Origin of the sequence: Butyricimonas faecihominis, from assembly GCF_033096445.1 — a bacterium.
Lineage (GTDB): Bacteria > Bacteroidota > Bacteroidia > Bacteroidales > Marinifilaceae > Butyricimonas > Butyricimonas faecihominis.
This window is the reverse complement of record NZ_AP028155.1, coordinates 1,273,835-1,287,814: the sequence shown is the minus strand read 5'-3', so window position 1 is coordinate 1,287,814 and position 13,980 is coordinate 1,273,835. Positions and strand designations below refer to the sequence as shown.

17 protein-coding genes are annotated in these 13,980 nt (G+C 42.4%); 11 read left to right on the top strand and 6 right to left on the bottom strand.

Features of this window, described 5'->3' with window-relative positions; translation table 11 throughout:
* Positions 1-24: 24 nt before the first annotated feature.
* Positions 25-561, bottom strand: coding sequence for an HD domain-containing protein (locus R8806_RS05480; protein ID WP_124318335.1), 537 nt, complete (start codon positions 559-561; stop codon positions 25-27).
* Positions 562-646: 85 nt separating this feature from the next.
* Complete coding sequence (locus tag R8806_RS05475) at positions 647-1,318, bottom strand: superoxide dismutase (RefSeq protein WP_151411749.1); 672 nt, start codon at positions 1,316-1,318, stop codon at positions 647-649.
* A 145-nt stretch (positions 1,319-1,463) separates the two neighbouring features.
* Between R8806_RS05475 and R8806_RS05470 the strand changes: the two genes are divergently transcribed.
* The 6 genes from R8806_RS05470 to def all read left to right on the top strand — a co-directional run bounded on the left by R8806_RS05470 (position 1,464) and on the right by def (position 5,042).
* Positions 1,464-1,751, top strand: coding sequence for a putative quinol monooxygenase (locus R8806_RS05470; protein WP_151411747.1), 288 nt, complete (start codon positions 1,464-1,466; stop codon positions 1,749-1,751).
* A gap of 114 nt (positions 1,752-1,865) precedes the next feature.
* Positions 1,866-2,129 carry a YtxH domain-containing protein gene (locus R8806_RS05465; protein ID WP_124318049.1) on the top strand — a complete coding sequence of 88 codons (264 nt, stop codon included), beginning with the start codon at positions 1,866-1,868 and terminating at the stop codon, positions 2,127-2,129.
* 6 nt (positions 2,130-2,135) lie between these two features.
* A complete protein-coding gene (locus R8806_RS05460) occupies positions 2,136-2,549 on the top strand; it encodes a phage holin family protein (RefSeq protein ID WP_027201127.1) in 414 nt (137 codons plus the stop codon).
* Positions 2,491-2,829 (top strand): hypothetical protein, encoded by a 339-nt coding sequence (locus R8806_RS05455; protein WP_206513605.1) that lies wholly within the window; start codon positions 2,491-2,493, stop codon positions 2,827-2,829. Before R8806_RS05460 ends, R8806_RS05455 begins: the two co-directional genes overlap by 59 nt.
* 249 nt (positions 2,830-3,078) lie before the next feature.
* On the top strand, positions 3,079-4,446 hold the full coding sequence (locus R8806_RS05450; RefSeq protein WP_124318047.1) for an MATE family efflux transporter: 1,368 nt from the start codon (positions 3,079-3,081) through the stop codon (positions 4,444-4,446).
* Positions 4,443-5,042 carry a peptide deformylase gene (gene def / locus R8806_RS05445; protein WP_221230315.1) on the top strand — a complete coding sequence of 200 codons (600 nt, stop codon included), beginning with the start codon at positions 4,443-4,445 and terminating at the stop codon, positions 5,040-5,042. The genes R8806_RS05450 and def overlap by 4 nt, the downstream gene beginning before the upstream one ends.
* A gap of 64 nt (positions 5,043-5,106) precedes the next feature.
* Here def and R8806_RS05440 read toward each other — a convergent pair whose 3' ends face one another.
* On the bottom strand, positions 5,107-5,415 hold the full coding sequence (locus R8806_RS05440) for a hypothetical protein (RefSeq protein ID WP_027201130.1): 309 nt from the start codon (positions 5,413-5,415) through the stop codon (positions 5,107-5,109).
* Positions 5,416-5,549: 134 nt separating this feature from the next.
* Positions 5,550-5,924 carry a hypothetical protein gene (locus R8806_RS05435; RefSeq protein ID WP_124318046.1) on the bottom strand — a complete coding sequence of 125 codons (375 nt, stop codon included), beginning with the start codon at positions 5,922-5,924 and terminating at the stop codon, positions 5,550-5,552.
* Positions 5,925-6,198: 274 nt separating this feature from the next.
* Here R8806_RS05435 and R8806_RS05430 point away from each other — a divergent pair, with 274 nt between their 5' ends.
* The 3 genes from R8806_RS05430 to R8806_RS05420 are packed head-to-tail and all read left to right on the top strand — an operon-like array spanning position 6,199 to position 8,307.
* Positions 6,199-6,726 carry a GNAT family N-acetyltransferase gene (locus tag R8806_RS05430; protein ID WP_124317235.1) on the top strand — a complete coding sequence of 176 codons (528 nt, stop codon included), beginning with the start codon at positions 6,199-6,201 and terminating at the stop codon, positions 6,724-6,726.
* On the top strand, positions 6,723-7,676 hold the full coding sequence (locus R8806_RS05425) for an NAD-dependent epimerase/dehydratase family protein (RefSeq protein WP_124317236.1): 954 nt from the start codon (positions 6,723-6,725) through the stop codon (positions 7,674-7,676). The genes R8806_RS05430 and R8806_RS05425 overlap by 4 nt, the downstream gene beginning before the upstream one ends.
* Positions 7,677-7,686: 10 nt before the next feature.
* The gene (locus tag R8806_RS05420; RefSeq protein ID WP_124317237.1) at positions 7,687-8,307 is read left to right on the top strand and encodes a hypothetical protein; all 621 of its coding nucleotides are present in this window, start codon (positions 7,687-7,689) and stop codon (positions 8,305-8,307) included.
* Between the two features lie 302 nt (positions 8,308-8,609).
* Here R8806_RS05420 and glyA read toward each other — a convergent pair whose 3' ends face one another.
* Entirely contained in the window at positions 8,610-9,890 is a 1,281-nt protein-coding gene (glyA, locus tag R8806_RS05415; protein WP_124317238.1) for a serine hydroxymethyltransferase, read from the bottom strand.
* Positions 9,891-10,045: 155 nt separating this feature from the next.
* On the opposite strand from glyA, the gene R8806_RS05410 reads away from it, so the two are divergent.
* A complete protein-coding gene (locus tag R8806_RS05410) occupies positions 10,046-10,540 on the top strand; it encodes a hypothetical protein (RefSeq protein WP_124317239.1) in 495 nt (164 codons plus the stop codon).
* Positions 10,541-10,754: 214 nt separating this feature from the next.
* Positions 10,755-12,632: a DUF3413 domain-containing protein gene (locus R8806_RS05405; RefSeq protein WP_124317240.1), complete on the top strand. Its 1,878-nt coding sequence runs from the start codon at positions 10,755-10,757 to the stop codon at positions 12,630-12,632.
* A gap of 54 nt (positions 12,633-12,686) precedes the next feature.
* Here the strand turns inward: R8806_RS05405 and nqrF are convergent, their stop codons facing one another.
* Positions 12,687-13,955 carry an NADH:ubiquinone reductase (Na(+)-transporting) subunit F gene (nqrF, locus tag R8806_RS05400; RefSeq protein WP_124317241.1) on the bottom strand — a complete coding sequence of 423 codons (1,269 nt, stop codon included), beginning with the start codon at positions 13,953-13,955 and terminating at the stop codon, positions 12,687-12,689.
* Between the last annotated feature and the right edge of the window lie 25 nt (positions 13,956-13,980).

The window sequence follows — 13,980 nt, the reverse complement described above, 5'->3', positions numbered from 1 at the left end:
GCATTACGTATTTAAATTACGAGTTTAAAGAAAAAGTTCACACCATTCCTCGAAACGGGCGGCTGTTTCTTCGCCGTAAAAGGCCATTTCTGCTCGGATTTTGCCTAGTTTCTTTTCCCGGGTTAAATTGGTTTTCGAATAAAATTTATCGGCAAAAGCGATTAGTTTTTCTTCAAGCGTAACGGGGAGCATATCTCGTTGGGGTAAAGGTAAATGATTCTCCTTGATCATTTCAAGTGATATGCCGGCTCCCGTGTGTCGTTCACATACTAGAGCATGGCGGGGAAGGCCTTCCTCGCGGAGTAGATCGGCTCCCAGATAACCGTGGCAGATGTAGGGATGTTCTCCGAAACAACCGATGTCCGGGGCCTTCGTGAGAAAAATCCCGATGTCGTGGAGCATGGCAGCCTCTTGAATGAAGGGAATGTCCAGATCCATTTCGGGATGTCGGATAGCCAGTGATTGTGCTTTATCTCGAACAAGTTGGCTATGTATGAGGAGGGATTGCCCGGCGAGGGAATCCAACGTGTAATATTTACGAATAATATCTAATGGGTTTATCATTATTTGTTCTTTTTTTTAAACTTGCAAATATAGATGTTTGCTCGTGAAAATGTCATGACTGGTTTATTATAAATATTCCGGGTTATTTGTAACGGACCCCGACGGTTCTCCAGTCTATAATTGTCCATAATTTTTCGATGTGTTCCGGACGGCGATTCTGGTAATCAAGGTAATAAGCGTGTTCCCAAACGTCGATCCCTACTATCGGAGTGTAACCTTTGGTAATTGGGTTCCCGGCGTTGCTCTCGGAGAAAATGTATAGTTTCCCTTTTTTGTCCTTTGCGAGCCATACCCATCCGGACCCGAATAACGAGGTGGCGGCAGCCGAGAACTCCTTTTTGAAATTATCGAATGAACCCCATTCTTTTTCTATGGCAGCAAGTAGCGCTCCTGATGGGGTATGTTCTGCTTTCGGAGAGAACGAATTGAAATAGATAATATGGTTCAGCGCTTGTGCTGCGTTGTTAAATATCGCTCCGGTGGAGTTCTTGACGATGGTTTCAAGATCACAATTCTCGAATGGTGTCCCCATGATCAATTTATTCAGGTTATCAATGTAGGTTTTCAGATGTTTACCATGATGTAGTTTTATGGTGGTTTCACTGATAACAGGTGCGAGGGCATTTGTTTCGTAAGGTAAAGGCGGGAGGGAAAATTTCTCTTTTGTTGTTTGTTGTTGAGCCCACAATGCCCCGCTTGTCGTGACGAGAAGGGCAACTATCCATATCTTTTTGAATGCTTGTTTTGTTTTCATCTTCTATTTTTCTTTTAAAGTTTATGTCATTTACGAATAAAAGTACATTTTGGTTATTAAAAAGTCCTCTAACTTTTATAATTTTGACTATTTTTATGAAAGAGAGCGGTGGGGGAACAAATGTGCAATTTCAAAATTTGAGTATATGATCAGGATAAATGTTACAATTGAGGTGAAGAGTGAGGTTCGCGCTCATGTCGTGGAACTTTTGCATGAGATGTCTGAATTGTCAAGACAAGAAACGGGGTGTATCGGGTACGAGATATTTGAAAATAGTCGTTTGAATAACGTGTTGATGATCGTGGAGACGTGGGAAAATGAAGCTTTGTTGGCTATTCATAAAGAAAGCGACCATTTCGTGAGGATTATTCCGCAAGTGCGGGAGCTGGCGACGGAAATGTGTAGCCAGAAATTTACGGATATGCTTCCATAAGCGCAAGAAGACATTTTATCACTCGTTAAAAATATTCGTAAAAAAATCACTAAAAAGAGAACCTTTTCATGTTTCAGTTCGTTAAATTAGGTACGAACATAAAAATTAAAGAATATGAAACATGAAACTTCAAATCTACTGATAGGGCTAGGTATTGGCGCTGTTGTAGGAGTTGCTGTCGGTTATTTAATGGTAGCTGATAATCGTAAAAAATTAGCGGAAGAATTCGATCATGCCGTGTCTAAAGTGAAAGAAGAGGTGAAGGAGGTTTATTCAAAAGCAAAAAACAAGGCCGAGAACGTGAAAGAACACGTGACCGAGGATGTCAATCATGTAGCTGAAAAGGTTGCGGGGAAGACTGCTACGGAAACGAAGTAATAGCTTATGGAGAATATTGCCGAGAAGACGTTCGCTGAGTTGAAAGAGGATATTTCAACTTACGTGGAATTGAGGCTAGAGCTATTAAAATTGAATACATACGAAAGGGTTGCTAAGACAATGGCAGTCTTTTCGTATGGTATTGTTTTGGTTTTATTGGCTTTTTTTGCCATTTTATTTTTGTTCTTGGCGTTAGGTTTTTTCTTGGGAGAATTATTGGGTAGCATGGCTTTGGGATTCGTGTTGGTGGTTGGGATGTACCTGTTGTTGTTCGGTATAACGATGTTTTTCAAGAGAAAGATCACGTCCAAGGTGATGAACGAGATTATAACAGCAATGATGAGTAAGGATGAAAAGGATAATGAGGAGACAACCGACCCCGCTGGACATGTTGATGGCGGAACAGCGCCGGGTGCGTGAGAGTTGCCGGGTGCAGGAACAGAAAATAAACGAGGATTTTAAGTTCATACATGATCATTCCGGGCGGATTTTGTTTGCCGGGATTTCTTCTTTGTTTTTTTCTAAACGAAGAGAAAACGGGAAGAATGACGGGGGAGAAGAGGCGGAAGGACAAATCCCGATGTTGGGAATGATGTTTAAAAATATTTCGCCCTTGTTGTGGGAGGCCGCTTTGCCAATCCTTTTGCGTTGGGGATTGGGGCGAGTTGGTAATTTGTTTAAAAAACGCCCCAAACGATAAAAGTTAAAAGATAAAAACTAAAAGTTGAAAGTAGGAAATTAAGAAGCGTCGGCCTTGTGCGGTTGGAATCTAAAATTAATAAGGCCTTGTGTGGTTGGAATCTAAAATTTAGAATCTAAAATCTAAAATAAACGACGAGTTTTATTATCTTTGTGTCCTCTATTCGGGTTATATTTCTGAAAATAGTGGGTCAATCACGGCCATTCCATCAAGAGGTGTTTTATTTTAATAGAAGGAGGATAAAGAGTTATGTCGAGTATTAATGCATCGCAGGTTTTGGAGACAAAGCCAGTCGGCAAGTTATTGTTACAGTATTCAATCCCTGCAATCATCGGGATGACGGTAACGTCATTGTATAATATTATTGATAGCGTTTTTATCGGGCATGGCGTGGGGCCGTTAGCTATATCGGGTTTAGCGATCACTTTTCCCTTGATGAACCTGATTATTGCTTTTTCGACTTTGGTGGGCATCGGGGGTGCGACAATCAGTTCGATTTATCTTGGGCAGAAAGACACGGAGAAAACAAATTCTGTCTTGGGGAACGTGTTGTTGTTATGCATGATTAATGGATTTTGTTTCGGGGGATTGACCTTGATATTCCTAGATCCGATCTTGCATTTCTTCGGGGCTAGTCCGGCGACTTTACCTTATGCCCGGGATTTTATGCAGGTTATCTTGATGGGGAATCCGATAGCTTTTACTTTTATCGGTCTGAATAACGTGATGCGAGCCACGGGGTACCCAAAGAAGGCGATGTTAAGTTCTTTACTGACCGTGTTTGCCAATATTATTTTGGCTCCGATATTTATTTTTCATTTGGATTGGGGAATCCGGGGAGCGGCATTGGCCACGGTAATCTCCCAGTCGATCGGTTTAATCTGGATCGTGAGTCACTACCTGAACAAGAACACGACGATACGTTTTAAGCCGGGGATATTTAAATTGCGAGGTCGAATAATCATGAGCATTTTTTCCATCGGGATGTCACCTTTCTTGATGAACGTGTGTGCCAGTTCGGTGGTCATTATATTGAATAACAGTTTTATGCGCTATGGCGGTGACTTGGCTATCGGAGCCTACGGAATAGTAAACCGGGTACTGACCTTGTTTATCATGATTGAGATCGGGGTGACACAGGGGATGCAGCCGGTAATTGGGTTTAATTACGGGGCACTTCTTTTTGACCGGGTGCGTAAGACTTTACGTTACGCTTTGATTGCCGGGTTTTCGATCATGACATTCGGTTTTTTATTAAGTCAGCTATTCCCTTCGGCTATCGTGGGGATGTTCACGGATAATCACGAGTTGATGGAATTATCTAAATTCGGCTTACGAGTGACTTGCCTGATGTTTCCTCTTGCGGGGTGCCAGATTATTATCACGAACTTTTTTCAATCTATCGGGAAAGCTAAAGTCTCCATATTTTTGTCTCTTTCCCGACAATTACTATTTTTGATACCGTTTTTGTTAATATTGCCTCGTTTCTGGGGAATTACAGGCGTGTGGAGTAGTATGCCTATGGCAGATTTTATTTCTTTCATGACCACGATAGGTACGTTCATGTATTTTGTCAGAAAAGGGCTTTTGTTTAAAACCAATAAAATAGTGGAATGAAAATAGTTAAATTATTACTTGGCGTGTGGGTAGGGTTATGTTTTGGGGCGTGTGACAAAAAATCGGATTTTTTTACCGGGGAGGAACGGGAACGTATCGGGCATTCGGAAGAGGCGGGAATCATGCCCCTGTTTCTTGTCACAGACCGGGCCGATTCATTGTTTTTGCGTTTACAGGCAAAGGAATTCGGGAAAGAAGATATCGAGACGGAAACTTTTCGTGTTTTAAGGTCACGTATGCTTGCTACCGTGAGGGATTCTTTGAACGAGGGAGTGGGTATTGCGGCTCCTCAAGTCGGTATATCACGTCAATTAGTTGCCGTGCAGCGTTTGGATAAAGTGGGAGAGCCTTTTGAATTTTACGTGAACCCGGAAATCGTTTATTTTTCTCAAGATTCAGTTTTAGGAGAGGAAGGTTGCTTGTCGATCCCGGATCGGACGGGGGCGGTATATCGGTCTAAAGAGATTATCGTGCGCTATCGGGATGAACTTTCTTTCGAGTGGAGACAAGATACGGTGAGAGAATTTACAGCCCGTATTTTTCAACATGAGATCGATCATTTGAATGGAATCCTGTACACAGATTATCTTCTGTAAGTTTTAAGGATATAAATAATAAACGGGTTCTCGATTTTCGGGAACCCGTTTATTAAAAAAATGTCTATTCGTCGAGCGTTACGGCTCCTGAAAGAGCCACAGCCTCTTTATTACGGAAAGTCATGATCGGTGATACAGCCTCGTAAGCTGACATGATGTACTCGAAGAGTTGTGCCGTCACCAGTTTTCCGCGTTCAGCTAATGAGAGTTTCAATTTAATACCCGTGTCCTCGTCTTCTGAACTTTGTAATTCGGAGAGTTCCCCGAATTGTTTGGTTTCTAATAGATATTGCACCCGGTGCAATTCATCTGATTCGAAAAATAACTCGTAATTTTTCTCGTCCCGGTTCTTACTGAATAAAGTTGTTTTCATCTTCTTGTGTTGTGTGTGTGTATATATATATACAACGTTCCCAGCGTTGCTCTGTTTTTTATATCAAAGGATAACACTTAATCGTGTAAACATCTTGTATTAGTACAAGATACGTGCCATATTTTCGAGAAGTTTTAAATAATTAACAAACAGAGTTCATGGAAATATCGCTTGGGGTGCGATATGAATACTTCGTGTATTCCCGTGTGATCTGTTTCCTTATTAATGGTAAGACTTTCATTTGCCTGTTTGTAGACTCCGTCCAGCATCACTCGAACCCGGCAGGGTAACTCTGATCTTGTCATGCTGACAAGTGAAGTCCGAATTAACGGGCTGGGATATTGACTCTGAAAATCAAGGCTTTGTCCCTTGTTTATGGAGTCATGTAATTGTGCTAGTTGGTAGGTCTCTGCCGTATGTTGAGATTCAGTCATGATCAGTCCCATGGCAACATTACTGAGTTGTGTTACCACAAGAATAAGAATACTATGCAATATGAATCTTATCATACTTAGTGTTTGTTTCAAATTTAAAGAATATAAATTGCATTTGCAATGTTTTTCTTCTTTTTTTCTATCGATCTATATAAAAATAAGTATTTTTACTACCGGAAATTGTTTTTTTGTTTCGAAAAGGTTACAAATTAACATTTTATATACCCCATTATTCTACAATTTATGTGGATTTATTACTCATTTATAATCTTTTTTACGATAGACGTTGAAAAAAGATATAGAATAATAAATAATTTTGAAATTTGGATTGCATTATAAAGCGAACTTAATGGAAATAAGAAGTAAACAGGAAAATTTTAGGTTACGGGAGTGGAAGTTGACGGATATAGACTCGTTAGCGAAACATATTAATAACGTGAAAATATGGAATAACGTGCGGGATGGACTTCCATACCCGTATACAATGTTGGATGCCGATAAGTATATCCGGATGGTACAAGCCCAGCCTTATGTCCAAAATTTTGCCATAGAGGTAGCGGGAGAGGCCGTGGGTGGGGTAGGGATCGTACCCTTGACTGATGTGGAGCGTCTTAGTGCGGAGGTCGGTTATTGGCTGGGTGAGGACTATTGGGGGCGGGGAATAATGGGCGAGGCTGTTGCGTTGCTGGTTGATTACGTGTTTCGGGAAACCGGAATTATTCGTTTGTTTGCCTCTGTTTACGAGTATAATCCTGCCTCGATGAAAGTGTTGGAAAAAGTTGGTTTTACCAGACAGGCTATTTTGCGTGATGCAGCGATTAAAAACGGACGGGTGATAGATATGTATTATTATGATTTAGTAAAGCGTGAGGTATGAAAAAGCGAGTGTTGATCACCGGCGCCGCGGGAAATTTGGGAGGATTGCTCGCCCGTCATTTGTTGAAAGACGAGATGTTGTTGCATCTTCTCGTTCATTGTAAAGATGTAAGTCAGGAATTAAAGACGAAAGATAATGTGAACGTGTTCCGGGCGGATCTTGCTGTGCGGGAGAGTTTGAGGGATGCTTTGAATGGGGTCGATACTATCGTTCATTTTGCCGGGGTGCTTTTCAAGCATAATCCGGAAAAGTTTTTAAAGACGACAAATACCCTATATTTTAAAAATTTATTGGATGTGGCCGTTCAAAAAGGGGTAAAGCGGGTTATTTTAATTAGTTTCCCGCACGTGGAGGGTGAGACAACCCCGAATCATCCCGCTAGGGGAAGATTGGACGGAAATCCTATTTCGATGCATGCCCGGACTCGCTTGGAAGAGGAAAGGTTACTATTCGAGTATGGGGAGCGAAGCGGTTTTGAACCTGTCGCTTTAAGAGTCGGGATGGTTTACGGGAAAGGGATCTTGATGATTGATGCGGCCCGTTGGTTTTCTCGTCATGCCCTGCTGGGAGTTTGGAGAAAGCCTACTTGTATTCATTTGATCTCCACGGATGACTTTTTGGAGGCGACGAGGGCGGCAATCATGAATGAAGGGGTACGTGGAATTTATCATGTTGGGGATGAGGGTATTCAGACCTTGCAAGAATTCTTGGACGAGGCTACAAAATACTGGCACACGTGTAGGCCTTGGCGAATGCCTTTATGGATGATTAATACGGCGGCACGAGTGTTCGAGTTGGTTTCCCGACTGTTCGGGGTTAGAAGCCCGTTAACCATCGATTTTATTCGGATCGGGCGAGTGTCGTATTACGGGGATACTTCCCGGATGAGGAAGGAGCTATTACCTTGTTTAAAATACAAGAATTTTAGAGAAGGATTGGAAACACTATAAAATAAGAATCATGATGAAGCATGGCGTTTTATTGATTTTAGTGGTGATGGTTGTTTCGTGTGCTACTCCCAGTTATATGCATTTATACGAGTCCCCGAAAAGTCTGGATTTCACGACGGGTAAATGGTTGGTGACGAACGTGGAAACTCAGTTACCTCTCATGTACAAGGAAGGGTTGACACGTGATCTATTAAAGGAATTGAAAAAGATGGGAGGGGATTCTATTTATTTTTTGAATGATATATCCTTGAAATACCTGTCTCATGACAAACTCACTTTTGAGTTGTCTCTCGAAGTGATGGAGACGTTGAAGAAAACGACGGATTACAAGTATGTGGTGACTGCCACGGCTCGAAAAGTACGTAATGAGGTCAGCGATCTGATTTATCCCGGGGGACCACTTTCTTACCAGAAGAGCGAGTCGGAAGTCTGTATTGCCGTGTATGATGTTTCTCTGGGAGCCCGGATTTATTTCCAGCGAATAATAGCATCCGTGACACTGGATGCGGGAGACGAGCAAGTTGTGTTTGCTCGTTCGGCTGGTACATTATTATATAATGCGATGAAAAAAGGGCTGAAGGATATAAAAAAGAATTCCCGGAAGGTAAAAAAAGAACGAGGTGGGAAGTAGTGGTATTGACAGTCTATTTCGCCCGTGTCTTGCCGTAGTCTCGTTAATATGATGATTGTATGAGAACATGATGTCAGGAACAAATTAATTCCCCGTATCGTTGACCTATCGTTAATCTATCGTTAACCTATCGTTAACCTCTTAGCGAGACATAGGTGGGATACCGGTGTATTTACCTTGAGATATAGTGAGATCCAAATGCAAGATTACCGTGAAATCTCGTGATAGACTAAATACTAATTAACAAATAAAAAAAGACCGCAATCCATGTTGCGGTCTCTTTGTATATTTAGAAAGTCTTATTACCAAGCGAACATAGGTCTGTCACTCATCATGGCGTTTACTTCTTTCTTTACTTGTGCGATCACGGCTTCATCGTCCGGGGCGCTCAATACTCTGTCGATCATGTCCACGATGATAGGCATATGCTCCTCTTTCAAACCACGAGTGGTGATTGCCGGAGTTCCTACACGAAGACCTGAAGTAGAGAACGGGGTGCGGGTATCAAATGGAACCATGTTCTTGTTGATTGTGATGTCAGCTTTAACAAGCGTGTTTTCAGCTTTCTTACCAGTTAATTCCGGGAATTTGGTTCTCAGGTCAATCAACATGGAATGGTTGTCGGTACCGCCGGAAACCACTTTATAACCTTTGTCCACGAATGCTTTGGCCATCGCTCTGGCGTTTGCTAACATTTGTTTTGCATATTCCGTGTACTCGTCAGACAATGCCTCGCCGAAAGCAACAGCTTTAGCGGCAATCACGTGTTCAAGCGGTCCACCTTGTTGGCCCGGGAACACGGCAAAGTTGATCACTTGTGACATCATCTTGATCTCTCCCTTCGGAGTTTTCAATCCCCAAGGATTCGGGAAATCTTTCGGAAGAAGGATCATACCCCCACGAGGTCCGCGAAGGGTTTTGTGAGTGGTGGTTGTCACGATGTGGCAATATTCCATCGGGTTGTTCAACAAACCTTTGGCAATCAATCCGGCAGGGTGAGACATATCGCACATTAGCAAAGCACCTACTTTATCAGCGATTTCGCGCATACGTTTGTAATCCCAATCGCGAGAATAAGCGGATGCTCCAGACACGATTAATTTCGGTTTGTGTTCCAAAGCCAGTTGTTCCATCTCGTCATAGTCAACCATCCCGGTTTCTTCTTTCACGTGGTAAGCTACCGGGTGATAGTTAATACCGGAAAGGTTCACGGGTGATCCGTGTGAAAGGTGACCGCCATGAGCCAAGTCAAGACCTAAGAACGTGTCGCCGGGTTTCATGCAAGCAAAGAACACGGCAGCGTTAGCTTGTGCGCCGGAATGCGGTTGCACGTTAGCAAATTCGGCACCGAATAGCTGGCAAGCCCGGTCGATAGCCAGTTGTTCCGTCTGGTCAACGATTTGGCAACCACCGTAATAACGGGCCCCGGGGTATCCCTCTGCATATTTATTGGTCAGGCAAGATCCCATAGCCTGCATTACTTGCTCGCTCACGAAGTTTTCAGATGCGATTAATTCAAGTCCTTCTTTTTGACGATGACATTCTTTGTCAATCAGGTCGAAAATTTGAGTGTCTCTTTTCATTATTTAGATTTTTAATACTATAGACGTTTATAAATCTAGGCCAAAATTATACTAATCGTGCATGTAAACAAAGTATTTGTCAACTTTTTTTCATCTCTTGTTTTTTAATTTTCGAATATTTGTGTACGTTTGTTGTGTATAAAATTAACTTGATTATGGAAAATCCTTTTAACGTAGAGAAACCGGTCAGACCGACTTTTCTAACTGTACTTTGCATCTTGACATTTATTGGTAGTGGTTGGGGTTTAATTAACAATTTATTCCAATTAGCGATGTTTACACCGGAACGATTGGTTGCTCAAATTCAACAGATAACGACGATGGCCGGGACCGAAACGCAACCTTCTTGGGTTTCTTCCATGCTGAGTTCATCCTTGGAGGTGTTACAAACTACCATCATGCACGGGAAAGCAATCTACTCGTTGGCAGCCTTGTGTGCCGTGATCAGTTTGATAGGAGCTTTCATGATGTACAAGCTAAAAAGGAATGGTTTCTATTTGTACGCGGTTGCGCAGATCGGGCAATTATTTATCATGCCGATTTACTCCGGTTGGAACAGTGCCGTGATAGTTTCCATGGCAATGTCCGGGTTCTTTGCTCTCTTGTTTATTATTCTATATGGACTGAATTATAGTAAGTTAAAATATTAATATTTTGAAGTAAAACTCCTATCAATAGGGGTTTTTGTCTGATGTAATGGATGTCAATAAACGATCGTTTATTGACATCCATTTTATTTGCTCACAAGGAGGTGGGAAAAAGAATTAAATAATTGAGAATGAATTTTTAAGAAAATGATTGAAAAGTCGATTTAATGCTTTTTATTTGCAACTATTATATGATCATTTCTTAATACAATCGTTTATGACATTTAATGATTCTAAATCAATGGTTTACGCTGGGAAAGTGAATTATTTGAAGAGGGGTTTTCTGTTATATATGTGTGCCTCTTGCCTGTTACTCGTTCAATTTGTGATTTATCTCGTGAATAGTAATTACTGGGAATCCTTGAATTTCGTCGGGGGTTTTTATTATTTGATAGCGGCACTGGGACAAGCTTTTCTTTTCAATTTGATTCCTTGGGTTGTTTTATATCTTCCCTTCGCGTGGTGGCGGCAGATGCGGAAGGTCGGTACCATGCTGTTTACTTGTGCTATATTTTTATTGAACGTGTTGGCCTATCTGAACGGGATTGTTTTCCAGTTGTATAAATTCCATATTAACGGGTTCGTGCTAGATCTGGCTTTTGGCGAGGGAGGAAACCAAGTATTCGTGTTTAATGATACCTTGGTCCTGCACGGGGTTTTTATCGGGTTACTTATTTTATTGTTTACTTTGGTGGTTATTTTTATTGCTTATCGATATGCCCGGTATGTTACTTCGAAACAGGTGAAAATCGGGATTTATCTGTTTCTGTTTTCCTGTATCGCACCCCAGTTAACCCATGCTTATGCAGCGGCAGCTAACGTGAATTCGATCACGGAAGTATCGGCTTGTTTACCGCAATATTACCCTTTGACGGCCAACCGTTTGATGTTGAAGTTGGGAGTGGTCAAAAAGGAAGATTTGTATGTGAATAACCCGGATAAGGGGAAAGGGCATGGTTTCGTGTATCCTCTGCATCCGCTGGAAAAAACGGATAGCGTGAAACCGTTGAATATCATTTATCTTATTTTGGATTCGTGGAATTTTAGGACTTTTACACGGGAGTGTTGTCCTAACATCCGGGCTTTTGGCGATCGTTCCGCGGTGTTCAATCGTCACCTGAGTTCCAGTAATGGTACGCGGGGTGGGATATTCGGTTTGTTTTTCGGTATTTCCGCGACGTACTGGCAAGATTTTGAACGTACGGGAGTACAACCTTTATTTATCGAGAACTTACTGGAAAATGGGTATGATATAGAGACGTTCGCCAGTGCGACGCTTGTTAATCCTCCTTTTTATCGCATCGTCTTCGGGAACGTGAAAGATATTCGCAAGGAAACACCGGGGGCAACTCCGTTTGACCGGGATAACAGGATCACGGAAGATTTTCTGAATTATCTGGATGAACGAAAAGAAGTGGATCAACCTTTCTTTTCGTTCGTGTTCTACGATTTGTTGCACGCGATAGATATTCCGGCTCCCTATCGTAAGAAATTTCAGCCTTCGTGGGATTATGCCAATTATTTGGCTTTAAATAATAATCTGGATCCGGAACCATTCTTTAACCTGTATCGAAATTGTGCCTATTATGTCGATTCGCTTGTGGGAAAGGTGGTGAATAAACTGGAGGCGAACGGGTTGTTGGATAATTCCGTGATTGTCATTACCGGGGACCACGGGCAAGAGTTTAACGAGAATAAAAAGAATTTCTGGGGGCATGGAAGTGATTTCTCGAACGCACAGGTGCATGTTCCGTTTATCCTGTACTATCCGGGAAATACTCCCGGTGTGTACTCGCACAGGACATCTCATTATGACGTGACACCGACTTTAATGAAACGGGTGCTGGGAGTGAAGAATCCGGCGGAAGATTATTCCATGGGAAGGGATTTGTTTGATCCTGAACGCCCGCCTTTTCATCTGGCCGGGGATCCGCAGAATTATGCTTTTATCATGGATAACGTGATCTACGAGAAGAAGGTGGCCGGGAACATCCAGATGACGGATTCTCTGTTGAATCGTCTTCCCCGGAATCAAGTAAATTCGGGATTACTGCTTGAAGCGATTGAATTTAAGAATATGTTTTTGAAAAAGTAATTTGTCATTTGAAATAAAAAAAGCTGCTTGTAAAAGCAGCTTTTTTTATTTTGATTATCCTCCGAAGTTATCGTACATTACGTTTTCATCCGGAACTCCAAGGTCGTACAGCATTTTGGTTACTGCCGAGATCATCATGGGAGGACCGCAGAGGTAGTATTCAATATCTTCCGGGTTTTCATGATTCTTCAAATAATTCTCGAAGATTACCTGATGAACGAAACCCGGTTTGTAAGCCACTCCGGCCGCGTCAGCCACGGGATCCGGTCTGTCGAGAGCCAGCGTCCAGTGGAAGTTCGGGTTCTCTTCTTGAATCTTGTTGAACTCGTCCACGTAAGGAGCCTCTTGCAAAGCACGCGCACCGTACCAGAAGGTAACTTTACGATTGGTATGCATCGTGTGGAAGAGGTTAAAGATGTGTGAACGCATGGGGGCCATACCGGCACCACCACCGATGAACATCATCTCGTTGTTCGTGTCTCTCAAGAAGAACTCTCCGTAAGGTCCGGAAATACTTACCTTATCTCCCGGCTTGCGAGAGAAGATGTAAGAAGAACAGATACCGGGATTCACGTTGGCAAAACCACCGATAGCTTTGTCAAACGGGGGAGTCGCGATACGAATGTTCAACATGATAATGTTACCTTCTGCCGGGGAGTTGGCCATGGAGTAAGCACGGTAGGTTGCTTCCGGGTTGTGCATTTTAAGATCGAACATTTTCATGCGTTCCCAGTCAGCCTTGTACTTCTCGTCAATATCGAACGTCTTGAAGTCAACGTCGATTGCAGGCACGTCAATCTGGATATATCCTCCGGATTTGAATTTCAGGTTTTCGCCTTCTGGTAATTTTACCACGAATTCTTTCAAGAAAGTAGAGATATTTCTGTTGGAAACCACTTCGCACTCCCATTTCTTGATTCCGAGAACTTCTTCCGGAATGTGCATCTCGATATTCTCTTTCACTTTTACCTGACAAGCCAAGCGCCAGTTGTCGTGTTGTTGTTTGTAGGAGAAGAATCCCGTTTCTGTTGGTAGGATAGACCCTGCTCCGGATTCAACCTGACAACGACACATACCGCATGAACCTTTACCTCCACAAGCCGAGGGGAGGAAGATTTTGTTGTTTCCAAGGGTGGCCAACAGCGTGGACCCCGGTTCGGTTACCAATTCCTTTTCGCCATGATTAATGTCAACTTTCACCTCTCCTTTGGGAGTCAGTTTGGCCTTGGCGAACAAAAGCATGCCCACGAGAATCAGTGTTACGATGAGGAACACGATGACCCCTGACATGACAATTGTTGTATTTATTGCTAATAACATCATTTTTTAATTTTAGATTTTATGATTT